The sequence below is a fragment of the Streptomyces sp. NPDC007945 genome (assembly GCF_042958885.1).
Lineage (GTDB): Bacteria > Actinomycetota > Actinomycetes > Streptomycetales > Streptomycetaceae > Streptomyces.
In genome coordinates this window covers 182,372-204,166 of record NZ_JBIBJV010000002.1, presented here as the reverse complement: position 1 = coordinate 204,166, position 21,795 = coordinate 182,372, and the positions used below count along the sequence as shown (strand labels likewise).

Genomic DNA, 21,795 nt, shown 5'->3' with positions numbered 1-21,795 from the left:
CCCCTCTTTGAAGGAGTCACGACCCTCATGGACGCTGTGACCCAGGTCCCCGCTCCCGTCAACGAGCCGGTGCACGGCTACGCCCCGGGTTCCCCCGAGCGCGCCCGTCTGGAGGCCAAGCTCAAGGAGCTGGCCGACAACCCGCGCGAGCTGCCGATGACCATCGGCGGCGTGAAGCGCATGGGCGGCGGCGACGAGTTCAAGGTCGTGCAGCCGCACAACCACAAGTCCGTCATCGGCACCTTCCGCGGCGCCACCGAGCAGGACGCCCAGGACGCGATCGACGCGGCCCTGGCCGCCGCCCCCGCCTGGCGCGCGATGTCCTTCGACGACCGTGCCGCGATCATCCTGCGCGCCGCCGAGCTGCTCGCCGGCCCGTGGCGCGAGACGCTGGCCGCCTCCACCATGCTCGGCCAGTCGAAGACCGCCCAGCAGGCCGAGATCGACACCCCGTGCGAGCTCGTCGACTTCTGGCGCTTCAACGTCGCCTACGCCCGCCAGATCCTGGCCGAGCAGCCGCCGGCGAACTCCCCGGGCGTGTGGAACCGTCTGGACCACCGCCCGCTGGAGGGCTTCGTCTACGCGATCACGCCGTTCAACTTCACGGCCATCGCCGGCAACCTGCCCACCGCCCCCGCCCTCATGGGCAACGTGGTGGTCTGGAAGCCGTCCCCGACGCAGACCCACTCCGCCGTGCTCCTCATGGAGCTCCTGGAGGAGGCCGGCCTGCCGAAGGGCGTCATCAACCTGGTCACCGGCGACGGCATCGCCGTCTCCGAGGTGGCGCTCAACCACCGCGACCTGGCCGGCATCCACTTCACCGGTTCGACCAAGACCTTCCAGCACCTCTGGAAGACGGTCGGCACCAACATCGAGAAGTACCGCTCCTACCCGCGGATCGTCGGCGAGACCGGCGGCAAGGACTTCGTCGTCGCCCACCCCAGCGCCGACCGCGCCGTCCTGAAGACCGCGCTGACCCGCGGCTCCTTCGAGTTCCAGGGCCAGAAGTGCTCCGCTTCCTCGCGGGCGTACATCCCGGCCTCCATCTGGAACGACGGCTTCAAGGAGGAGTTCGCGGCCGAGGTCGACGGCATCAAGATGGGCGACGTCACCGACCTGTCCAACTTCATCGGTGCCGTGATCGACGAGCGCTCGTTCGCCAAGAACAAGGCGGCGATCGACCGTGCCTCCTCCGACCCGAGCTGCACGATCGTCGCCGGCGGCACCTACGACGACTCCGAGGGGTACTTCGTCCGCCCGACCGTCATCGAGTGCACCGACCCGGAGAACGAGGTCTTCAAGGCCGAGTACTTCGGCCCGATCCTCGCGGTGTACGTGTACGACGACAGCTCCGCCGAGAAGTACGACGAGATGCTGGAGCAGATGGAGTCGGTCTCCGACTACGCCCTGACCGGCGCCGTCATCTCCAACGACCGCGCCGCCGCCGCGCACACGATGGAGAAGCTCCGCTTCGCCGCGGGCAACTTCTACATCAACGACAAGTCGACCGGCGCCGTCGTCGGCCAGCAGCCCTTCGGCGGCGGCCGCGCCTCGGGCACGAACGACAAGGCCGGCGCCCCGCAGAACCTGATGCGCTGGACGCTGACCCGCGCCATCAAGGAGACGCTGGTCCCGCCGACCGAGTACGGCTACCCGCACATGGGCTGACGCCCGCCCGCCGCGTGAGCGGCCCCTGATCACCGCCCCCCTCCCCGGTCCCCCCAGGCCGGGGTCGGGGGCGGTACTCATTCCCCCACGGTGCGGCGCAGGAAGTCGCCGATCAGTTCGGCGACGCGCGGCGCGTGGGTCTCCAGGGCGAAGTGGCCGGTGGGCAGGAGGTGGATCTCGGCGTCCGGCAGGTCGCGGCGGAAGGCCTCGGCGCCGGCCGGGACGAAGACCTCGTCGCCCTCCCCCCAGACGGCGAGGAGCGGCACCCGGGAGGTGCGGAACCACTCCTGGAAGGCCGGGTAGAGGGCGAGGTTGGAGCCGTAGTCGGAGATCAGGGCGAGCTGGATGCCGTCCTGGCCCTCCCGGGCCATCAGGGCGGCGTCGTGGTGCCAGGCGTCCGGGCTGAGGAGGTCCCGGTACGCGGCGGGGACGCCCGTCTCGTACTGCCACCGGATGCCGTCGAGGGAGCGGATGGCCCGGACCGGCTCCTCGGTCTCGGGGGTGCGCTTCTCGATCAGGGCGAGGACGGGGGCCCAGGCCTCGGCGCCGAGACCCTCCTCGTACGCGTTGCCGTTCTGGGTGACGACCGCGGTGATCCGCTCGGGGTGGGCGAGGGCGAGGCGCAGGCCGATGGGGGCGCCGTAGTCCTGGACGTAGATCGCGAACCGGTCGAGCCCGAGCGCCTCGGTGAACTCGCCCGTGAGCGCGGCCAGTTCCGCGAAGGAGTAGGGGAAGGCGTCGGCGGGCGGCGCGGCGCTGAGGCCGAAGCCCAGGTGGTCCGGGGCGATCAGCCGGTACCTGTCCGCGAGGCGGGGTATCAGGTCGCGGAACATGTGCGAGCTGGTCGGGAATCCGTGCAGCAGGAGCAGGACGGGCGCGTCGGCCGGTCCCGCATCCCGGTAGAAGATCTCGTGGCCTCGGACCGTGACGGTGCGGTGACGGGTGGGCAGGACGGGCGCGGCGGATAACATTTCTAACCCCTCAACTTTTCGATCCCGGTTACAGCGGGATTCGATCAGGGTATGCCTAACCTGTCAAGCGCTATAAAGAAGTTAGATTCGCTCGCCCTCCCGCTCCGCCGCGTCCGTCCCGCTCCGCCGCGTCCGTCCTACTCCGCCGCGTCCGTCCTACTCCGCCGCGGCCTGGCGCTCGCGGCCGGCGGCCGTCTCCAGGGAGGCCGTCCACACGCCGAAGAGGGACGAGGCCAGGGCGATGGCGAGCATGAACCCGGGCGTGCCGAGCCCGCCGAGGAAGAACGCCACCGTCGCGCCGCCCATCAGGAGCATCCACACGGCGAGCGCCGCCTTGCCGCGGCGGCTCAGGAACAGCCACTGGCGCGGGGCGGCCGGCGGGGCCGCCACCGCGCCCGCGGGCCCGGCCGTCGCCGCGGCCGGCCGCTTGAAGTAGCCGTACACGAGCCACTCGCCGCACAGCTCCCAGCCCTCGGGTGTCAGCGCGCCCTCGACCCGGGCGCGCCGGCGGCCGGCGATCACCTCGCGGCGGTACTCCCAGCGGAGCGCCGTGCCGGGGGTGCGGCGGCAGACGAAGCGGCCGAGGGGGTCGAGGGACACGACCTCCCAGCCCTGGGCGCCGTGTACCGCCAGCATCCGCCGGTCGTTGAAGATGTCCGCGGTCCACGTCCAGTGCTCGGCCGCCTCGTCGGGGGCGTCCGGCTCGGGGGCCCGTCCGCCGAGCCGGGCCGCGAACACGGCGGCGGGCCCGAACTCCTCCTCGGGCGGGGCGCCGGTCTCGGCGAGGTGGGCCCGCAGGTCCTCCACGGTGGCCTCGATCTGCGGGGCCGGGACCCCGCCGGCGGCGAGGGCCCCGGCCACCTCGGTGAAGTAGTCGTCGTCGGTCATGTGGTGCTTCCCCCTGGATCGTTCATGCGGTGCCTCCGCCCGGAGGCGGTGCGGTGTCCGTCGGTGCCGTGTCCGGCGGCGCGGTGTCGTGCGGCGCGGTGTCGTGCAGCGCGGCGTCGACGGTGCGGTGGAACTCCCGCCATGCCCGGCTCTCCGCGGCGAGGCGCTCGCACCCCAGCGGGGTCAGCCGGTAGTAGCGGCGGCCCGGTCCGCGCTCGGCGGCCCGGAACTCGGCCTCCACCAGGCCGGCCTCCTCCAGGCGGTTCAGCACGGGATAGAGCGTCCCGCCCTTGATCTCCCCGAGTCCCGCCTCGGCGAGCGCCTTGGCGATCTCGTACCCGTAGCTCTCCCCGTCGGTCAGGCGGGAGAGGACGAGCAGGTCGAGGACTCCCTTGAGCCAGCTGGATCTGCGGTCTGCGGCCATAGTCGCATTGCATCACCACCTAGGTAGGAACGCAAGCTATGTAGTCGTGGTGAGGTGCTGACCGTGCGAAAGCGGGCGTCTCAGATAGTAGGAAGTCCGAGTAACTGTGGAGACAGAAGCGGTTCGCTGTCCTAGCTTTGTAGGAGCCGAACGTCTCGCTTCATCAGCGAATGGCGGCCGAGAGCGCGATGCCCCTGTGCAGGCAACCCCTGCGGCGGCGCTCCCCGCCCCTTCCGGCGCCTTCGATCACCACTGATCTCCGCACGCCCGGATCACCACTGATCTCAAGGAGTCGATTCCCCATGGCCGTCCAGACCGCCCCCCGCGTCCGCCACTCCGCCGCCCGCCCCAGCGACGAGGCCCGGCAGAACGCCGCCGCCGCCCTCCAGCGCGCCCTCGACCGCCGCGACAACGGCGGCTCCACCGGCCACTGACCGTCCGCCCGTCCCCCGCGCACCTGTCCGTTCGTCCACATGGTGGACGTGCCGTGTCAGTCGATGGGACGAAGAGTAGGGTGCCGCCATGTCTCACAGCATCGATCTCGCAGTCATTCCCGGCGACGGCATCGGCCAGGAGGTCGTGGCCCAGGGCCTCAAGGTCCTCGCGGCCGTGCTTCCCCAGGACGTGAAGCTGGAGACCGAGGAGTACGACTTCGGCGCCCGGCGCTACCACGCCACCGGTGAGACCCTCACCGACGCCGACCTGGACTCCCTCAAGAAGCACGACGCCATCCTGCTCGGCGCGATCGGCGACCCCTCGGTCCCGTCCGGCGTCCTGGAGCGCGGCTTCCTCCTGAAGCTGCGCTTCGCCTTCGACCACCACGTCAACCTGCGCCCCTCCAAGCTGCTGCCCGGTGTCGCGACCCCGCTCGCCGGTCAGCCCGCGATCGACTTCGTCGTCGTCCGCGAGGGCACCGAGGGCCCGTACACCGGCAACGGCGGCACCATCCGCAAGGGCACCGAGCACGAGGTCGCCACCGAGGTCTCGGTCAACACCGCCTTCGGCGTCGAGCGCGTGGTCCGCGACGCCTTCGCCCGCGCCCAGGCCCGCCCGCGCAAGAAGCTGACGCTGGTCCACAAGAACAACGTGCTGACCTTCGCCGGACACCTCTGGACCGACACCTTCAACCGGGTCGCCCAGGAGTTCCCCGAGGTCACCACCGACTACCTGCACGTCGACGCGGCGACGATCTTCCTCGTCACCGACCCGGCCCGCTTCGACGTCATCGTCACCGACAACCTCTTCGGCGACATCATCACCGACCTCGCCGCGGCCGTCTCCGGCGGCATCGGCGTCGCCGCCTCGGGCAACATCAACCCGAGCCGCGACTTCCCGTCCATGTTCGAGCCGGTCCACGGCTCCGCGCCGGACATCGCGGGCCAGGGCAAGGCCGACCCCACGGCCACCGTCCTCTCCGTCGCCCTCCTGCTGCGCCACCTCGGCTACGAGGCCGAGGCCGCCCGCGTCGAGGCGGCCGTCGAGGCCGACCTCACCGAGCGGGGCACCGCCGGCAAGGTCGCCCGCACGACGGACGAGATCGGCGACGCGCTCGCCGCGCGAGTAGCGAGCTGACCCGCGCGTCACTGACACCACTCAGCAGCCGCCGGGTCTCCCACGCACCCGGCGGCTGCTCTCGTACGGTCGCGGGGTGCCGCCATCGACCCCGGACCGCCTCACCCGCCTTTCGTACCCGGGTTCCCACGCGCGATAATCGGACGTGGGCCGCCACATGCGGGAAAGCTCGGACGTCCTAGCAGTCATGCCGGGCGTGCGCGGGCGCGGTCCGACACACACAACCGGTGAAGGACAAGCACCCATGACGACGATCGAGCTCAAGCCCTCCTCCAGCCCGCTGTCCGACGCGGAGCGCGCGGCGATCCTGGCCGACCCGGGATTCGGCCGCCACTTCACCGACCACATGGTCACCGTGCGCTGGACCGAGGGCCGCGGCTGGCACGACGGCCAGCTCGTGCCGTACGGCCCCCTCTCCCTCGACCCGGCGACCAACGTCCTCCACTACGCCCAGGAGATCTTCGAGGGGCTGAAGGCGTACCGCCGGCCCGACGGCTCGGTCGCCTCCTTCCGTCCCGACGCCAACGCCCGCCGCTTCCAGCGCTCCGCGCACCGGCTCGGCATGCCCGAACTGCCGGTCGAGACCTTCATCGAGGCCTGTGACGCGCTGGTCCGCCAGGACGAGGCCTGGGTCCCCGAGCACGGCGGCGAGGCGTCCCTCTACCTGCGCCCGTTCATGATCGCGACCGAGGTCGGCCTGGGCGTCCGCCCGGCCAACGAATACCTCTTCGTCGTCATCGCCTCCCCGGCGGGCCCGTACTTCCCCGGCGGCGTCAAGCCGGTCTCCATCTGGGCCTCCGAGGACCGCGTCCGCGCCGTCCCCGGCGGCATGGGCGACGCCAAGACCGGCGGCAACTACGCGGCCTCCCTGCTCGCGCAGGCCGAGGCGGCCGCCAAGGGCTGCGACCAGGTCTGCTACCTCGACGCGGTCGAGCACAAGTGGGTCGAGGAGCTCGGCGGCATGAACCTGTACTTCGTGTACGGGAACAAGATCGTCACCCCGAGCCTGAGCGGCTCGATCCTGGAGGGCATCACCCGCGACTCCCTCCTCAAGCTCGCCGCCGACCTCGGCCACGAGGTGGAGGAGGCCCGCGTCTCCATCGACCAGTGGCAGGCCGACACCGAGAACGGCACCCTCACCGAGGTCTTCGCCTGCGGCACCGCCGCCGTCATCACCCCGGTCGGCACGGTCAAGTCCGCCCGGGGCGAGTGGCGGCAGTCGGGCGGCGAGCCCGGCGAGGTCACGATGAAGCTGCGCGAGGCGCTCCTCGCCATCCAGACCGGCAAGGCCGAGGACACCCGCGGCTGGATGCACGAGCTCGGCCGGTAGTCACTCCGTCGCCGCCCGGACCTCCGGGGCCGTCGTCACGGTCCCGGAGGCCCCGCGCGGCGTCAGGGCGGCGTACAGCGCGCCGCCCACCACGCCCGACAGCACGAAGCTGCAGTCGATCCCGCCGGTCAGGGCCAGCAGCGGACCCTCGTACAGCGGGGTGGAGACGGCCGCGAGGCCGACCGCCGCGCCGAGTGCCCAGGAGGCGGTGGCGCGCGGGTGCCAGCCGGCCGCGTACCAGTAGATCCCGCCGCGCGAGCGCCGGTTGTGGACCTGGAGCGCCTCGCGGTCGTACTCCCCTCGGCAGCGCGCGTGCCCGATGAGGGTGATGACCGCCCACGGCGTCCCGATCGCCGTCAGGAGCAGGACGAACGAGGTCATCGCCGACTGGGCGTCCGAGGCGAAGTGGCCGAGGAAGACGAAGCCGGTGGCGACCGCCGCGACCACGACGGTGGCCCGCGCCCGGGTGGCCCGGGGCAGGATCGCGTCCAGGTCGAGGCCCATCGAGTACAGCATCAGACCGGCGTTGCCGACCGAGCCCGCGGTGGCCGCCAGCAGCAGCGGGACCAGGTACCAGCCGGGGGAGACGGCGACCAGCGGCCCCGCGTAGTCGAGGCCCGCGCGGGCGGCCAGCGCCGTGTACGTACCGAAGAGCTGCGGGACGAGCAGGCCGACGAGGAGGCCGAGCCAGGTGGCCCGGTGGACCGTCCGGGCGCTGTGCCGGGCGGGGGAGACGTAGCGGGTGTAGTCGCCGAGCAGGGTGATGAAGGCGACCGGACCGCTGAGGCCGGCCGCGACCGCCGAGAGCAGCCAGGTCGGCCAGAAGGAGCCGAGCAGGTACGGGGTGTCCGGCGCGGGCGCGGCGGTGAGATCGCCGGCGTACGCGACGAGCCCGAGCGCCAGGAGCGCGGTCATGCCCACGGCGAGCGCCTTGCTGAGCCGCAGCAGCAGCCGGTATCCGTACACCGCGCCCACCGCCGTGCAGGCCGCGAGCAGCGCGTAGACGACGGCGTGCGCGCCGTCCCCGGTGGAGGCCCCGGTGAGGCGGGCGAGCACGCCCACGACGACGTCGCCGCCGATCCACAGGGTCAGGGCGGTGTAGCCGAGCGAGAGCAGCAGCCCCACCACCGAGCCGACGAGCCGGCCGCGGACGCCGAAGAAGGCGCCGGAGGAGGTGGAGAGGTTGGTGGCGGTCCGCAGCGAGACCAGCGCCAGCGGGGCGGTCACGGCCACGCCGACCAGGGTGCCGGCGAGCACGGAGGTCACCGAGCCCCACAGGCCGAGACCGAAGGAGACCGGCAGCCAGCCGAAGACGATCACGCCCAGGCAGAGGTTGGAGCCCAGCAGGATCGCGACGAGGTCGCGGGGACCGCTGGTGCGTTCGGCCTCGGGAATGGTGTCGACTCCGCGCTGTTCGATCGTCGCCATGGGACCTCCGGGGGAGCGGAAGGGATGCTTTTGAGTGGCGCTCAATGTGACCTGTGCCTGACGGGCACGTCAATACTTGGAAGCACTCCGTCCAGCATTTAGAGTGTCGCTCAAACAGGAGGTGCATGACGTGCGACTGACCCCCACGGAGCGCGACCGGCTGCTGCTCTTCGGTGCCGCCGAACTCGCCCGGGCCCGCCGGGCCCGCGGGCTGCGGCTCAACGTCCCCGAGGCGACCGCCCTCGTCGCGGACACCGTCTGCGAGGCGGCCCGCGACGGCCGGCGGCTCGCCGAGGCCATCGAGGCGGCCCGCTCCGTCCTCGGCCCCGACGACGTCCTGCCCGGCGTCGCCGACGTGGTGACCGAGGTCCACGTCGAGGCCGTCTTCGACGACGGCTCCCGGCTCGCCGTCGTCACCGACCCGATCGGCGGGGGCACGCTCGGCGCCGGCGCGCCCGGCGCCCTGCTGCCCGGCCCCGGCCACCCCGAGCAGGAGCCCGCGCTCACCCTCCCCGTGCGGAACACGGCGACGGTCCCGGTCAGCGTCACCTCCCACTTCCACTTCTTCGAGGCCAACCCGCGCCTCGACTTCGACCGCGCCGCCGCCTACGGCATGCGCCTCGCCATCCCCGCCGGGGCCTCCTTCCGCTTCGACCCGGGCGGCGCCGCCGAGGTCGGGCTCGTGCCCATCGGCGGCGCCCGCGTCGCCATCGGCTTCGCCGGCCTCGTCGACGGGCCGCTGGACGCGCCCGGCGCCAAGGAGGAGGCCCTGCGGCGCGCCGCGGCCTGCGGCTACCTGGGCGTCACGGCCCCGAAGGAGGACGACTGATGGACCCGTACGAGTACGCCTCCGTGCACGGCCCGCGGGCCGGCGACCGGGTGGTCCTCGGCGACTCCGGGCTCGTCGTCCGGGTCGAGGCCGACTCCCAGAAGCCCGGCGACGAGTTCCTCGCCGGCTTCGGCAAGACCGCCCGCGACGGCCTCCACCTCAAGGCCGCGGCCGTCCGCGAGACCTGCGACGTCGTCATCAGCAACGTCCTGCTGATCGACGCCGTCCAGGGCATCCGCAAGGTCTCCATCGGCATCCGCGAGGGCCGGATCTCCGGCATCGGCCGGGCCGGCAACCCCGACACCCTCGACGGCGTCGACGTCGTCGTCGGCACCGGCACCTCGATCGTCTCCGGCGAGGGCCTCATCGCCACCGCCGGCGCCGTCGACACCCATGTCCACCTGCTCTCGCCCCGGATCATGGAGGCCTCGCTCGCCAGCGGCGTCACCACGATCATCGGCCAGGAGTTCGGCCCCGTCTGGGGCGTCGGCGTCAACTCGCCCTGGGCGCTGCGCCACGCCTTCGCCGCCTTCGACGCCTGGCCCGTCAACATCGGCTTCCTCGCCCGCGGTTCCTCCTCGGACCCGGCACCGCTCGTCGAGGCCCTCGCCGAGGGCGGCGCCTCGGGCTTCAAGGTGCACGAGGACATGGGCGCCCACACCCGTGCCCTGGACACCGCGCTGCGGGTCGCCGAGGAGCACGACGTGCAGGTCGCCCTGCACTCGGACGGCCTCAACGAGTGCCTGTCCGTGGAGGACACCCTCGCCGTCCTGGAAGGCCGTACGATCCACGCCTTCCACATCGAGGGCTGCGGCGGCGGGCACGTCCCCAACGTCCTGAAGATGGCGGGCGTGCCGAACGTCATCGGCTCCTCCACCAACCCCACCCTGCCCTTCGGCCGCGACGCGGTGGCCGAGCACTACGGGATGATCGTCTCCGTCCACGACCTGAAGACCGACCTCCCCGGCGACGCCGCCATGGCGCGCGACCGGATCCGGGCCGGGACGATGGGCGCGGAGGACGTCCTGCACGACCTCGGCGCGATCGGGATCACCTCCTCCGACGCGCAGGGGATGGGAAGGGCCGGCGAGACCGTACGCCGGACCTTCGCCATGGCCGGGAAGATGAAGGCCGAACTCGGCCCGCTGGACGGCGACGGCGCGCACGACGACAACGCGCGCGTGCTCCGCTACCTCGCCAAGCTCACCATCAACCCGGCCATCGCCCACGGCCTCGCCCACGAGATCGGCTCCGTCGAGGTCGGCAAGATGGCCGACCTCGTGCTGTGGCGGCCCGAGTACTTCGGCGCCAAGCCGCAGATGGTGCTGAAGGCCGGCTTCCCCGCCTGGGGCGTCACGGGCGACCCCAACGCCGCCACCGACACCTGCGAACCGCTCGTCCTCGGCCCGCTGTTCGGCGGCCACGGCGCCACCGCCGCCGAGCTCTCCGTCGCCTTCGTCGCCCGGGCCGCCGTCGACCTCGGCGGCGACCGGCTGCCGACCCGGCGCCGCCGCGTCCCGGTGCGCGGCACCCGGGGGATCGGCCCCGCCGACCTCCTCCTCAACTCCCGCGTCGGCGACGTCCAGGTGGACGACCGCACCGGCCTCGTCTCGCTCGACGGCTCCCCGATCCGCTCCGAGCCGGCCGACTCCGTCTCGCTGAACCGCCTCTACTTCCTCTAGGACCCGCCCCATGACCTCGTACCGCATGCCCGCCGAGTGGACCCCGCACGAGCGGACCTGGATGGCCTGGCCGAGCCCGAACCCCACCTTCACCAGCGACGAGGAGCTCGCCGAGGCCCGCCGGGCCTGGGCCTCCGTCGCCCGCGCCGTCCGCCGCTTCGAGCCGGTGACGATGGTCGTCGCCCCCGGCGACGCCGAGGGCGCCCGGGCCCTCCTCGGCGCGGACGTCGAGCTCGTCGAGCGGGAGCTCGACGACGCCTGGATGCGCGACATCGGCCCCACCTTCGTCACCGACGGCACCTCCCTGGCCGCCGTGGACTGGGTGTTCAACGGCTGGGGCGCCCAGGACTGGGCCCGCTGGGAGCACGACTCCAAGATCGCCCGCCACGTCGCGGACGCGGCCGACGTCCCCGTGCTGAGCAGCGAGCTGGTCAACGAGGGCGGCGGCATCCACGTCGACGGCGAGGGCACCGTCCTGCTCACCGACACCGTCCAGCTCGGCTCCGGCCGCAACCCCGAGTGGACCCGCGAGCAGGTCGAGCGGGAGATCCACGCCAAGCTCGGCACCACCAAGGCGATCTGGCTCCCGCACGGTCTCGCCGGCGACTACGGCCTGTACGGCACCCAGGGGCACATCGACATCGTCGCCGCCTTCGCCCGCCCCGGCACCGTCCTCGTCCACAGCCAGCAGGACCCCCGCCACCCCGACTACGGACGCTCCCGGCTGTACGTGGACATCCTCCGCGCCCAGACCGACGCCCGGGGCCGCCCCCTGGAGGTCATCGAGGTCCCCGCCCCCACGGTCCTCACCGACGAGGAGGGCGACTGGGTCGACTACTCCTACATCAACCACTACCTCTGCAACGGCGCCGTGATCCTCTGCGCCTTCGACGACCCCCACGACGAGCTCGCCGCCGAGATCTTCCGCCGGCTCTTCCCGGACCGCGAGGTCGTCCTCGTCGACGCCCGGACGATCTTCGCGGCCGGTGGGGGCATCCACTGCGTCACCCAGCAGCAGCCCTCGGTGTAGAACGTACGAGTGAGTCAGCAGAGCAACCAGGCCCCCGCCCCCCGCCGCCGCAACCAGGCGGCACCGCCCCGGGAGGACGTCTTCGCGGCGGCCATGGACACCGTGGCCGAGCGAGGGCTCGACGGGCTGACCATGGCCGGGCTCGGCCGGCAGGTGGGGATGAGCAGCGGCCACCTCCTCTACTACTTCCGCACCAAGGACGAGCTGCTGCTCCAGACCCTGGAGTGGAGCGAGGGCCGGCTCGGGGCCGAGCGGGGCGCACTGCTCTCCCGGCCCGGCAGCGCCCGCGAGCGGCTCGACGGATACGTCGAGGTGTACGTGCCGGACGGGCCGCGCGACCCCCACTGGACCCTCTGGCTGGAGGTCTGGAACCGCTCGCAGAACGCCGACGACCAGGCCCGGGCCCGGCAGGCCGCCATCGAGCGCGCCTGGCACCGGGACCTCGTCGCGATCCTCGCCGAGGGCGTCTCGCGCGGCGAGTTCCGGGCCGTGGACCCCGACCGCTTCGCGAGCCGGATGCGAGCCCTCCTCGACGGCTACAGCGTGCACGTGGCGGTCGGCCTCCCGGGTACCGGGCGGAGCGAAGTCCTCGCGCAGGTCAGGGAGTTCATCGACGAAACCCTGATTCCGCGAACGTAACGCACGCAAGTACTCCCGATCGTTGCCCCTGCGCCCTTGCCCGCCGGGGGCGGGGTCCGGCACGGTTCCGGGCCATGGGAAGAGATCACTGGAAGAAGATCTGGGTCGGCTCCGCCGGGAACATGGTCGAGTGGTTCGACTGGTTCGTGTACGCGAGCTTCGCCACCTACTTCGCGGGCGCCTTCTTCCCCGAGGGGAACGACACCGCCAAGCTCATGAACACCGCCGGCATCTTCGCCGTCGGCTTCTTCATGCGGCCCGTCGGCGGCTGGCTCCTCGGCCGGGTCGGCGACCGCAAGGGCCGCAAGGCGGCGCTCACCCTCACCGTCACCCTGATGTCCGCCTCGGCGCTGCTCATCGCCGTCGCCCCCACCTACGCGGTCGCCGGCTACGGCGGCGCCGCCGTCCTCCTCGTCGCCCGCCTCCTCCAGGGCCTCTCCGTCGGCGGCGAGTACGCGGCCAGCGCCACCTACCTCACCGAGGCCTCCGCGCCCCGGCACCGGGGCTTCGCCTCCAGCTTCCAGTACGTCTCCATGACCGCCGGACAGATCCTCGGCCTCGGCCTCCAGATCGTCCTCCAGCGGACCATGTCCACCGAGGCCCTGCACAGCTGGGGCTGGCGCATCCCCTTCATCGTGGGCGCCCTCGGCGCCGCCGTCGTCTTCTACCTGCGGCGGAACATGCTGGAGACCGAGGTGTACGAGGAGACCGCCGACGACGGCGTCGGGCACGGGGAGAAGGGCACCCTCAAGGCCCTGTGGGCGCACCGGCGCGAGGCCTTCCTCGTCGTCGCGCTCACCATGGGCGGCACGGTGGCCTACTACACGTACACCACCTACCTCACCAAGTACCTCTCCAACTCCGCCGGGCTCTCCAAGCAGACCGCCACCCTCGTCTCCTTCTGCGCCCTGATCGTCTTCGCCTGCCTCCAGCCGCTCGCGGGCCGGCTGTCCGACCGGATCGGCCGCCGCCCGCTGCTCATCACCTTCGCGGTCGGCTCGACGTTCCTCACCGTGCCGATCATGACGCTGCTGCAGCACGCGGGCTCGTTCTGGCCGGCCCTCGGCCTCTCGCTGCTCGCCCTGCTCGTCATCACCGGCTACACGTCGATCAACGCCTGCGTGAAGGCCGAGCTCTTCCCCACCGGCATCCGGGCCCTCGGCGTCGCGCTGCCCTATGCCATCGCCAACGCCCTCTTCGGCGGCACCGCCGAGTACGTGGCCCTCTGGTTCAAGGACGCCGGCATCGAGTCCGGCTACTACTGGTACGTCGCCGGCTGCGCGGCCGTCTCCCTGATCGTCTACCTCACCATGCGGGAGACCCGCGACATCGACCTCGGCCGGGTCGGGAAGACGGCGCCCGAGCGGCGGGAGGACCGGCTGCCCGTATCGTGAGACCGGCGTCCGGCCGGACCCCGGGCTGTGGCAGACTTCCGGCGTGCTTGCTACCACGATGATTATCGGCAGCAGCGCGCCGGTCCGCAGTGACCGCTGATCCGTGGAACGACCCCCCGCGGCAGTGGACACCGTGCCCCAGACCCGCGCGCAGACCTCTCGCACCCGCGAGGGGTTTTTTCGTTTTCCGGCCCCACCCGTGCCGGAGACGGACGGCGCGTGAGAATGGGGGCAAGTGGATCCATACCTTCCGGAGCCACATCCGACAGGAGCCATCAGAGCCATGACCACGGAGAACGCCGAGGGCGCGCGCCCCGACGACAGTTTCCATGTCTTCGACACCACGCTGCGCGACGGGGCGCAGCGCGAGGGCATCAACCTCACCGTCGCGGACAAGCTGACCATCGCCCGGCACCTCGACGAGTTCGGCGTGGGCTTCATCGAGGGCGGCTGGCCCGGCGCCAACCCGCGCGACACCGAGTTCTTCGCCCGCGCCCGCCAGGAGATCACCTTCCGGCACGCGCAGCTCGTCGCCTTCGGCGCCACCCGCCGGGCCGGCGGCAGCGCCGCCGAGGACCCGCAGGTCAAGGCGCTCCTGGACTCCGGAGCCCCGGTGATCACCCTGGTCGCCAAGTCCCACGACCGGCACGTCGAGCTGGCCCTGCGCACCACCCTCGAAGAGAACCTGGAGATGGTCCGCGACACCGTCTCCCACCTGGTCGCCCAGGGTCGCCGCGTCTTCGTCGACTGCGAGCACTTCTTCGACGGCTACAAGGCCAACCCCGACTACGCCAAGGCCGTGGTCACCGCCGCCCACGAGGCCGGCGCCGACGCGGTCGTCCTCTGCGACACCAACGGCGGCATGCTCCCCGCCCAGGTGCAGGCCGTGGTCTCCACCGTCCTCGCCGACACCGGCGCCCGCCTCGGCATCCACGCCCAGGACGACACCGGCTGCGCCGTCGCCAACACCCTCGCCGCCGTCGACGCGGGCGCCACCCACGTCCAGTGCACCGCCAACGGCTACGGCGAGCGGGTCGGCAACGCCAACCTCTTCCCCGTCGTCGCGGCCCTGGAGCTCAAGTACGACAAGCGGGTGCTGCCCCCGGGCGCCCTCGCGGAGATGACCCGCATCTCGCACGCCATCGCCGAGGTCGTCAACCTCACCCCCTCCACCCACCAGCCGTACGTCGGCGTCTCCGCCTTCGCCCACAAGGCCGGCCTGCACGCCTCCGCCATCAAGGTCGACCCCGACCTCTACCAGCACATCGACCCCGAGCTGGTCGGCAACACCATGCGGATGCTCGTCTCCGACATGGCGGGCCGCGCCTCCATCGAGCTCAAGGGCAAGGAGCTGGGCGTCGACCTCGGCGGGGACCGCGCGCTCGTCGCCCGGGTCGTCGAGCGGGTCAAGGAGCGGGAGCTCCAGGGCTACACGTACGAGGCCGCCGACGCCTCCTTCGAGCTGCTGCTGCGCTCCGAGGCCGAGGGCCGGGCCCGCCGCTACTTCCGCACCGAGTCCTGGCGGGCGATCACCGAGAACCGCCCCGACGGCACCCACGCCAACGAGGCCACGGTCAAGCTCTGGGCCAAGGGCGAGCGGATGCTCGCCACCGCCGAGGGCAACGGCCCGGTCAACGCCCTCGACCGCGCCCTGCGGGTCGCCCTGGAGCGGATCTACCCGCAGCTCGCCAAGTTCGAGCTGGTCGACTACAAGGTCCGCATCCTCGAAGGCCGGCACGGCACCGAGTCCACCACCCGCGTCCTCGTCACCACCAGCGACGGCAACGCCGAGTGGTCCACCGTGGGCGTCGGCGAGAACGTCATCGCCGCCTCCTGGCAGGCCATCGAGGACGCCTTCACCTACGGGCTGCTGCGGGCGGGAGTCGACCCCGCCGAATGAGCGATGCCGCCCCCTATGTCTAGTTCGAGCCCGTTCGGGTAATTTCGAACCATGAAGACCAGGGCGATTTCGGTGTGGTCGGCCCTCGCCGGGCTGATCCTCCTGCTGCTCCTGGCCCTGGCCCCCGCGTCGGCGGGTGCCAGGGCCACGGGCGTCCCGGACGCGGCCGCCGCCCTGAGACAGGGCCCGGTGTACGTCGACCCGGGCGCCGCCGGGCAGCTCTCGGCGGCCGAGGCGGCCGCCCTCGCGGAGAAGATCGAGGACGCGGACAAGCCGCTCTTCGTCGCCGTCCTCCCGGAGGGCGCGCAGTACCCGCCGAACGGGCTCATCGAGAACCTCCGCGAGCAGACCGGCCTCGCGGGCGTGTACGCCGTCCGGCTCGGCGACGAGTTCGCCGCCAAGGCCGACAGCCGGGTCCTCTCGGCCGCCGCCGTGGACAACATGGTCTCCGTGGCCGACCGGCCCGGCACCGACGCCGCCACCGAACTGAACGCCTTCGCCGACCAGGCCCTGCCCGCGATGCGCGGCTCGGCGCCCGCCGCCTGGCCCGGCGGCGCCGCGGAGGACTCCGGCGTCCCGGTCGGCGGCCTCGTCACCCTGGGCGCGGTGGCCGCCGTCGGCGGCACCGCCGCCTACGCCGTGGTGCGCGGTCGGCGCAAGCGGAAGGAGGCCGAGGAGCGGGCGGCCCTGGAGCGGCTGCGGGTCGTCGTCGACGAGGACATCACCGCCTTCGGCGAGGAGCTGGAACGGCTCGACTTCCACCCCGCGGAGGCGGGCGCCACCGAGGCGATGCGCGCCGACTACGAGCAGGCCCTCGACTCCTACGACCGGGCGAAGGCCCTGATGGGCGGGGTGCGGCACCCGCACGAGGTGCGCGCGGTCACCCAGGCACTGGAGGACGGGCGCCACTCGCTGGCCGTGCTCGACGCCCGCCGCTCCGCCCGGCCGCTGCCCGAGCGCCGGCCCCCGTGCTTCTTCGATCCCCGCCACGGCCCGTCCACCGAGGACCGCACCTGGACCCCGGCGGGCGGCGCCTCCCGCGAGGTCCCGGTCTGCGCCGCCGACGCGGCCCGCCTGGACGACGGCCGGGACCCCCGCGTCCGCACCGTCGAGACCGACGGCGGCCGCCGCCCCTACTGGGAGGCGGGTCCGGCCTACGGCCCCTGGGCGGGCGGCTACTTCGGCGGCGGCCTCCTCCCCGGCCTCCTCGTCGGGACGCTGCTCGGCACCTCCCTCGCCACCCCGGCCTACGCGGCGGAGTACGGCGGCGGCGACTTCGGCGACCCCGGCGGGGACATCTCCTCCGGTGACTTCGGCGGCAGCGACTTCGGCGGCGGGGACGGCGGAGGCTTCGGCGACTTCGGCGGGGGCGGCGGCGACTTCGGAGGAGGCGGCGGCTTCTGAGCGCCGGCGCCCGGCCGGCAGCCCTCAGACCAGCGGCTTCACCGACATCAGCAGGTGTCGGTGGCCGCCGTCGGCGCCGTCGGCGAGGAGGGCGCGCTGGCCGGGACCGATCAGGTGGAGCCGCACCTCCTCGGCGGTGAAGCGGGTGAGGGCGTCGAGCAGATAGCCCGGGTTGAAGGCGACCGTCATCGCCCCGGCGCCGTCGAGGGCGGCCGGGAGGAGTTGGGAGGCGACGTCGTCCTCGTACCCGGCGCGCAGCCGGAGCGTCGTCCCCTCGAAGGCGAGCTGGACCGGGCTGTCGCCCTCGGCGACCACCGCGACCCGTTTCACGGCCTCCACCAGGGCGGCCCGGCCGGTGACCGCGACGGCGTGGTCGCCGAGGGCGAAGAGCTTGTCGTGGCGGGGGAGCCGGCCGTCCAACAGCCGGGCGGTGGTGCGCCGGCCGGCGTGCTCGAAGCCGAGGGAGTGCGCGTCGAGCCCGATCCTGGCCCGGCCGGCGCCCGCGAAGGAGCGGGCGATCTCGGCGAGGCGGCGGGCGGGCACGACCACGTCGGCGGGGTCCGTGAGCTCCGCGCCCGGGTGCCACTCCAGGGTGCGGACCGCGTACCGGTAGCGGTCCGTGGCGGCCAGCGTCATCACGGCCCCGTCCAGGGCGAGCCGTATCCCGGTGAGGACCGGCAGCGAGTCGTCCCGGCCGGCCGCCGCCGCGACCTGGCCGACCGCCTCCGCGAAGGCGCCGCCGTCGACCTCGCCGAGGACCGGCGGCGGCGCCGGGGCGGCCGGGTAGGAGTCCAGCGGCAGCAGCGAGAGCCCGAAGCGGACGTCCCCCGCGCCGACCGAGAGCCGGGACTCCTCCACGGCGAGCGCGATCCGGCCCGGGGGCAGGACCTTGCAGATGTCGAGCAGCCGCCGGCCGAGCACCAGCACGCGCCCCGCCACCACGGTCTCCGCCTCGACCGCCACGCGGGCGGAGGCCTCGTGGTCGAGTCCGGAGACGCTCAGCGTGCCGTCCTCGCCGGCCTCCAGGAGGAGCCCGCCGAGCACGGGCATCGGGGAGCGGGCGGGCAGCACGCGCGCGGCCCAGGCGACGGCATCGGCCAACACGGCGCTGTCGATACGGATTTCCATGCGCCCGACGCTAACGACCCCCACTGACAACGCCCCGTCCGACCGCTCCGGGAGACGCCGAGCGCCCGCCGTCCGCGTCGTCGCGGAGGGCGGGCGCGCTCGTGTCACACCGGTGCCGGGGGAGGAGGGTCAGGCGGCGTTCTTGATGGCGGAGATGTCGAAGTTCAGCTTGACCTTGTCGCTGACCATGACGCCGCCGGTCTCCAGGGCCGCGTTCCAGGTGAGGCCCCACTCGGAGCGGAGGATCTCGGCCGAGCCCTCGAAGCCGACGCGCTCGTTGCCGTAGGGGTCGGTGGCGGTGCCGTTGAACTCCAGGTCGATGGAGAGCGGCCTGGTGACGTCCTTGATGGTCAGGTCGCCGGTGATCCGGTACGTGTCGCCGCCCAGGTGGGCGGCCTCGGTGGAGCGGAAGGTCATGAGCGGGAACCGCTCGGCGTCGAAGAAGTCGTCGCCGCGCAGGTGGTTGTCGCGGTCGCCGATGCCGGTGTCGATCGAGGCGATCTTGACGTCGATGGCTGCGCTGGACGCGGACGGGTCGCTGCCGTTGAGCGTCAGGCTGCCCTCGTGCTCCCCGAAGGAGCCGCGCACGTTGGTCACCATGGCGTGGCGGACGGTGAAGCCGATGGTGCTGTGGGCGGCGTCGATGGTGTAGTCGCCGGTCAGGGCGGCGAGGGCCGGGTCCACCGGGCGGGGGGCGGTGGTGACGGCGGACGAAGTGTTCTTGCGGCCGAAGATGCCCATGACGTGACTCCTTGATGGGGGTGCTTGTTGAACCTTCAACGAGAATGACTGTAGCGCCATTCCGTTCAACATTCAACATCTTTGGCGAAGGTTCATCCGGACGGCCCCGTACCGGTGCCCTACGCCCTCTGGCGGACGCGCGTAGAACTGCGGCATCATCCCCGTGCGCACAGAGCACCACCTGCACCGCCGTCCCCGTCCCCACGGTCACCAGCAGGAGGCATCCCCGTGAAGCTCCGCTCCGTCCTCACCGCCCTGGCACTCGTCCTCGGCGCCCTCTTCGCCCCCGGCTTCGGCGTCCTCACCGCCGGCGGCGAGGCCCACGCCGTCACCAAGATCAGCCACGCCACCGCGACCTCGATGTTCCGCAACGCGGGCATCACCTGGTCCTCCTCCGGCGGCTGCTCCGACCGGTACAACTCCACCTGCACCTCGTTCGAGCAGCTCAACCTCGCCACCGCCCAGGGCGCCCAGACCCTCAAGAGCGCCAGCGGCTGCGCCCTCAACATCACCGGCGGCACCGAGACCGGCCACGCGAGCGGCACCTACTCGCACTGGAACGGCTACAAGCTGGACTTCAGCAAGTACACCTGCGTCGGGAACTACATCAAGAACACGTTCACCTACATCGGCCTCCGCGGGGACGGCGCCCCGCAGTGGCGCTCCGGCGCGGGCAACGTCTACGCCGACGAGGGCAACCACTGGGACGTGACCTTCTACAACTGCGGCGGCTGCTGAACCGGACGCCACCCCCGAGCGCGGGCCCCCGGAAACCCGGAGGCCCGCGCTCTGTTTTTGTTCACTCCCCACAAGCAAAGGGGCCCCCGGGCTGTGGACTCGCTCCGGTGGCCCCACGGTTCTGTCCGTCCCCGCCAGGAATCGACACGCGAGACTGTACGGAGTCGACGGCGGGGTTTCCTTGGTCGAGTTCGTAGGGTCGGTACATGACCCTTGTCGACGAGATCCCGAGCGAGCCCACCGACGCACGTGGCCGCGTCGCCGAACTGCACGTGCTGCGCGAGCAGGCGCTGGCCGGCCCCAGCGAGCGCGCGACCGCGGCCCAGCACGCGAAGGGCAAGCTGACCGCGCGCGAGCGCATCGAGCTGCTCCTGGACGCGGGGTCCTTCAACGAGGTCGAGCAGCTGCGCCGGCACCGCGCGCAGGGCTTCGGCCTGGAGGCCAAGAAGCCGTACACCGACGGCGTCATCACCGGCTGGGGCACGGTCGAGGGCCGCACGGTCTTCGTCTACGCCCACGACTTCCGCATCTTCGGCGGCGCCCTGGGCGAGGCCCACGCCACCAAGATCCACAAGATCATGGACATGGCCATCGCGGCCGGCGCCCCGCTGGTCTCCCTGAACGACGGCGCCGGCGCCCGCATCCAGGAGGGCGTCTCCGCCCTCGCCGGCTACGGCGGCATCTTCCAGCGCAACACCAAGGCCTCCGGCGTCATCCCGCAGATCAGCGTGATGCTCGGCCCCTGCGCCGGTGGCGCGGCCTACAGCCCCGCCCTCACCGACTTCGTGTTCATGGTCCGCGAGACCTCGCAGATGTTCATCACCGGCCCGGACGTCGTCAAGGCGGTCACCGGCGAGGAGATCAGCCAGAACGGCCTCGGCGGCGCCGACGTCCACGCCGAGACCTCCGGCGTCGCGCACTTCGCGTACGACGACGAGGAGACCTGCATCGCCGAGGTCCGCTACCTCCTGTCGATGCTCCCGCAGAACAACCGCGAGAACCCGCCGACCGTCGCCTCCGAGGACCCGGCCGACCGCCGCTCCGACGTCCTGCTCGACCTGGTGCCCGCCGACGGCAACCGCCCGTACGACATGCACAAGGTCATCGAGGAGCTCGTCGACGACGGCGACTTCCTGGAGATCCACGAGCGCTGGGCCCGCAACATCATCTGCGCGATGGCCCGCCTCGACGGCCAGGTCGTCGGCATCGTCGCCAACCAGCCGCAGTCCCTCGCCGGCGTCCTGGACATCGAGGCCTCGGAGAAGGCTGCCCGCTTCGTGCAGATGTGCGACGCGTTCAACATCCCGATCATCACTCTTCTGGACGTCCCCGGCTTCCTGCCCGGCGTCGACCAGGAGCACGGTGGAATCATCCGCCACGGCGCGAAGCTGCTGTACGCGTACTGCAACGCGACCGTGCCCCGGATCTCGCTGATCCTGCGCAAGGCGTACGGCGGCGCGTACATCGTCATGGACTCCCAGTCGATCGGCGCCGACCTGACGTACGCGTGGCCCACCAACGAGATCGCGGTCATGGGCGCCGAGGGCGCCGCCAACGTGATCTTCCGCAAGCAGATCGCGGAGGCCGAGGACCCCGAGGCCATGCGGGCCCGCATGGTCAAGGAGTACAAGGCCGAGCTGATGCACCCGTACTACGCGGCGGAGCGCGGCCTGGTCGACGACGTCATCGACCCCGCCGACACCCGCCAGGTGCTCATCCGGTCCCTCGCCATGCTCCGTACCAAGCACGCCGACCTGCCCTCCCGCAAGCACGGCAACCCGCCCCAGTAACCCGCCCCGGCCACAAGGAGTCCACAGAAGTGACCACGCCTGCCACGGCCAACCTTCTCCGCGTCGAGAAGGGCCACGCCGACCCCGAGGAGCTCGCCGCCATCACCGCGGTCCTGCTCGCCCGCGCCGCCTCGCAGCCCGAGCCGGCCGTCGCCGGCCACGGCCGCACCGCCGCCGGCTGGCGCCGCCTGGAGCGCGAGGGCGGCTTCCGCGCCCCGCACAGCTGGCGCTGACGCCCC

The 21,795-nt window shown here is 72.4% G+C and carries 19 protein-coding genes and 1 pseudogene; 14 read left to right on the top strand and 6 right to left on the bottom strand.

Annotation, left to right across the window (positions count from 1 at the left end; all coding sequences use genetic code 11):
- Positions 1–27: 27 nt before the first annotated feature.
- The gene (gene pruA, locus ACFZCF_RS06270) at positions 28–1,668 is read left to right on the top strand and encodes an L-glutamate gamma-semialdehyde dehydrogenase (protein ID WP_388435945.1); all 1,641 of its coding nucleotides are present in this window, start codon (positions 28–30) and stop codon (positions 1,666–1,668) included.
- Positions 1,669–1,745: 77 nt separating this feature from the next.
- On the opposite strand, the gene ACFZCF_RS06265 is transcribed toward pruA, so the two are convergent.
- The 3 genes and pseudogenes from ACFZCF_RS06265 to ACFZCF_RS06255 all read right to left on the bottom strand — a co-directional run.
- On the bottom strand, positions 1,746–2,639 hold the full coding sequence (locus ACFZCF_RS06265) for an alpha/beta fold hydrolase (protein ID WP_391284989.1): 894 nt from the start codon (positions 2,637–2,639) through the stop codon (positions 1,746–1,748).
- A gap of 156 nt (positions 2,640–2,795) precedes the next feature.
- Positions 2,796–3,527, bottom strand: coding sequence for a hypothetical protein (locus tag ACFZCF_RS06260; protein WP_391284988.1), 732 nt, complete (start codon positions 3,525–3,527; stop codon positions 2,796–2,798).
- Between the two features lie 103 nt (positions 3,528–3,630).
- Positions 3,631–3,951: pseudogene (locus ACFZCF_RS06255) on the bottom strand (PadR family transcriptional regulator); the annotation flags it as partial.
- 302 nt (positions 3,952–4,253) lie between these two features.
- Between ACFZCF_RS06255 and ACFZCF_RS06250 the strand changes: the two are divergent.
- The 3 genes from ACFZCF_RS06250 (at position 4,254) to ACFZCF_RS06240 (ending at position 6,853) form a co-directional block, all read left to right on the top strand.
- Entirely contained in the window at positions 4,254–4,385 is a 132-nt protein-coding gene (locus tag ACFZCF_RS06250) for a hypothetical protein (protein ID WP_268256548.1), read from the top strand.
- Positions 4,386–4,473: 88 nt separating this feature from the next.
- Positions 4,474–5,523 carry a 3-isopropylmalate dehydrogenase gene (locus tag ACFZCF_RS06245; protein ID WP_391284985.1) on the top strand — a complete coding sequence of 350 codons (1,050 nt, stop codon included), beginning with the start codon at positions 4,474–4,476 and terminating at the stop codon, positions 5,521–5,523.
- Positions 5,524–5,767: 244 nt separating this feature from the next.
- Positions 5,768–6,853 (top strand): branched-chain amino acid aminotransferase, encoded by a 1,086-nt coding sequence (locus ACFZCF_RS06240; protein ID WP_388435931.1) that lies wholly within the window; start codon positions 5,768–5,770, stop codon positions 6,851–6,853.
- Here ACFZCF_RS06240 and ACFZCF_RS06235 read toward each other — a convergent pair whose 3' ends face one another.
- Positions 6,854–8,281: a cytosine permease gene (locus ACFZCF_RS06235; protein WP_391284983.1), complete on the bottom strand. Its 1,428-nt coding sequence runs from the start codon at positions 8,279–8,281 to the stop codon at positions 6,854–6,856. It abuts the gene before it with no gap.
- Positions 8,282–8,411: 130 nt separating this feature from the next.
- On the opposite strand from ACFZCF_RS06235, the gene ureA reads away from it, so the two are divergent.
- The 7 genes from ureA (at position 8,412) to ACFZCF_RS06200 (ending at position 17,159) form a co-directional block, all read left to right on the top strand.
- Positions 8,412–9,110 carry an urease subunit gamma gene (gene ureA / locus ACFZCF_RS06230; RefSeq protein ID WP_388435925.1) on the top strand — a complete coding sequence of 233 codons (699 nt, stop codon included), beginning with the start codon at positions 8,412–8,414 and terminating at the stop codon, positions 9,108–9,110.
- A complete protein-coding gene (locus tag ACFZCF_RS06225) occupies positions 9,110–10,792 on the top strand; it encodes an urease subunit alpha (protein ID WP_391284980.1) in 1,683 nt (560 codons plus the stop codon). Before ureA ends, ACFZCF_RS06225 begins: the two co-directional genes overlap by 1 nt.
- A gap of 10 nt (positions 10,793–10,802) precedes the next feature.
- Positions 10,803–11,822, top strand: a complete 1,020-nt coding sequence (locus ACFZCF_RS06220) for an agmatine deiminase family protein (protein WP_391284978.1) — start codon at positions 10,803–10,805, stop codon at positions 11,820–11,822.
- A 93-nt stretch (positions 11,823–11,915) separates the two neighbouring features.
- Positions 11,916–12,461 (top strand): TetR/AcrR family transcriptional regulator, encoded by a 546-nt coding sequence (locus ACFZCF_RS06215; RefSeq protein ID WP_388438832.1) that lies wholly within the window; start codon positions 11,916–11,918, stop codon positions 12,459–12,461.
- A gap of 74 nt (positions 12,462–12,535) precedes the next feature.
- Positions 12,536–13,855, top strand: coding sequence for an MFS transporter (locus tag ACFZCF_RS06210; RefSeq protein WP_388435916.1), 1,320 nt, complete (start codon positions 12,536–12,538; stop codon positions 13,853–13,855).
- 283 nt (positions 13,856–14,138) lie between these two features.
- A complete protein-coding gene (gene cimA / locus ACFZCF_RS06205) occupies positions 14,139–15,755 on the top strand; it encodes a citramalate synthase (protein ID WP_391284975.1) in 1,617 nt (538 codons plus the stop codon).
- Between the two features lie 51 nt (positions 15,756–15,806).
- The gene (locus tag ACFZCF_RS06200) at positions 15,807–17,159 is read left to right on the top strand and encodes a hypothetical protein (RefSeq protein ID WP_391284973.1); all 1,353 of its coding nucleotides are present in this window, start codon (positions 15,807–15,809) and stop codon (positions 17,157–17,159) included.
- 24 nt (positions 17,160–17,183) lie between these two features.
- On the opposite strand, the gene dnaN is transcribed toward ACFZCF_RS06200, so the two are convergent.
- Positions 17,184–18,287 carry a DNA polymerase III subunit beta gene (gene dnaN / locus ACFZCF_RS06195; RefSeq protein WP_391284971.1) on the bottom strand — a complete coding sequence of 368 codons (1,104 nt, stop codon included), beginning with the start codon at positions 18,285–18,287 and terminating at the stop codon, positions 17,184–17,186.
- Between the two features lie 129 nt (positions 18,288–18,416).
- Positions 18,417–19,028, bottom strand: coding sequence for a YceI family protein (locus ACFZCF_RS06190; RefSeq protein WP_391284969.1), 612 nt, complete (start codon positions 19,026–19,028; stop codon positions 18,417–18,419).
- Positions 19,029–19,256: 228 nt separating this feature from the next.
- Here ACFZCF_RS06190 and ACFZCF_RS06185 point away from each other — a divergent pair, with 228 nt between their 5' ends.
- The 3 genes from ACFZCF_RS06185 to ACFZCF_RS06175 all read left to right on the top strand — a co-directional run bounded on the left by ACFZCF_RS06185 (position 19,257) and on the right by ACFZCF_RS06175 (position 21,789).
- Complete coding sequence (locus ACFZCF_RS06185; RefSeq protein WP_388435902.1) at positions 19,257–19,766, top strand: hypothetical protein; 510 nt, start codon at positions 19,257–19,259, stop codon at positions 19,764–19,766.
- Between the two features lie 206 nt (positions 19,767–19,972).
- Positions 19,973–21,556, top strand: a complete 1,584-nt coding sequence (locus ACFZCF_RS06180; protein ID WP_388435899.1) for an acyl-CoA carboxylase subunit beta — start codon at positions 19,973–19,975, stop codon at positions 21,554–21,556.
- Between the two features lie 29 nt (positions 21,557–21,585).
- The gene (locus ACFZCF_RS06175) at positions 21,586–21,789 is read left to right on the top strand and encodes an acyl-CoA carboxylase subunit epsilon (RefSeq protein WP_388435896.1); all 204 of its coding nucleotides are present in this window, start codon (positions 21,586–21,588) and stop codon (positions 21,787–21,789) included.
- The last annotated feature ends 6 nt before the right edge of the window (positions 21,790–21,795 follow it).

Coding starts and splice junctions, on each gene's coding strand:
- ACFZCF_RS06180 (WP_388435899.1), top strand. CDS start 19,973: ATGACCCTTGTCGACGAGATCCCGAGCGAGCCCACCGACGCACGTGGC.
- ACFZCF_RS06200 (WP_391284973.1), top strand. CDS start 15,807: ATGAAGACCAGGGCGATTTCGGTGTGGTCGGCCCTCGCCGGGCTGATC.
- ACFZCF_RS06265 (WP_391284989.1), bottom strand. CDS start 2,639: ATGTTATCCGCCGCGCCCGTCCTGCCCACCCGTCACCGCACCGTCACG.
- dnaN (WP_391284971.1), bottom strand. CDS start 18,287: ATGGAAATCCGTATCGACAGCGCCGTGTTGGCCGATGCCGTCGCCTGG.
- ACFZCF_RS06215 (WP_388438832.1), top strand. CDS start 11,916: ATGGACACCGTGGCCGAGCGAGGGCTCGACGGGCTGACCATGGCCGGG.
- ACFZCF_RS06260 (WP_391284988.1), bottom strand. CDS start 3,527: ATGACCGACGACGACTACTTCACCGAGGTGGCCGGGGCCCTCGCCGCC.
- cimA (WP_391284975.1), top strand. CDS start 14,139: ATGACCACGGAGAACGCCGAGGGCGCGCGCCCCGACGACAGTTTCCAT.
- ACFZCF_RS06220 (WP_391284978.1), top strand. CDS start 10,803: ATGACCTCGTACCGCATGCCCGCCGAGTGGACCCCGCACGAGCGGACC.
- ACFZCF_RS06225 (WP_391284980.1), top strand. CDS start 9,110: ATGGACCCGTACGAGTACGCCTCCGTGCACGGCCCGCGGGCCGGCGAC.
- pruA (WP_388435945.1), top strand. CDS start 28: ATGGACGCTGTGACCCAGGTCCCCGCTCCCGTCAACGAGCCGGTGCAC.
- ACFZCF_RS06210 (WP_388435916.1), top strand. CDS start 12,536: ATGGGAAGAGATCACTGGAAGAAGATCTGGGTCGGCTCCGCCGGGAAC.
- ACFZCF_RS06245 (WP_391284985.1), top strand. CDS start 4,474: ATGTCTCACAGCATCGATCTCGCAGTCATTCCCGGCGACGGCATCGGC.
- ACFZCF_RS06250 (WP_268256548.1), top strand. CDS start 4,254: ATGGCCGTCCAGACCGCCCCCCGCGTCCGCCACTCCGCCGCCCGCCCC.
- ACFZCF_RS06235 (WP_391284983.1), bottom strand. CDS start 8,281: ATGGCGACGATCGAACAGCGCGGAGTCGACACCATTCCCGAGGCCGAA.
- ACFZCF_RS06190 (WP_391284969.1), bottom strand. CDS start 19,028: ATGGGCATCTTCGGCCGCAAGAACACTTCGTCCGCCGTCACCACCGCC.
- ACFZCF_RS06240 (WP_388435931.1), top strand. CDS start 5,768: ATGACGACGATCGAGCTCAAGCCCTCCTCCAGCCCGCTGTCCGACGCG.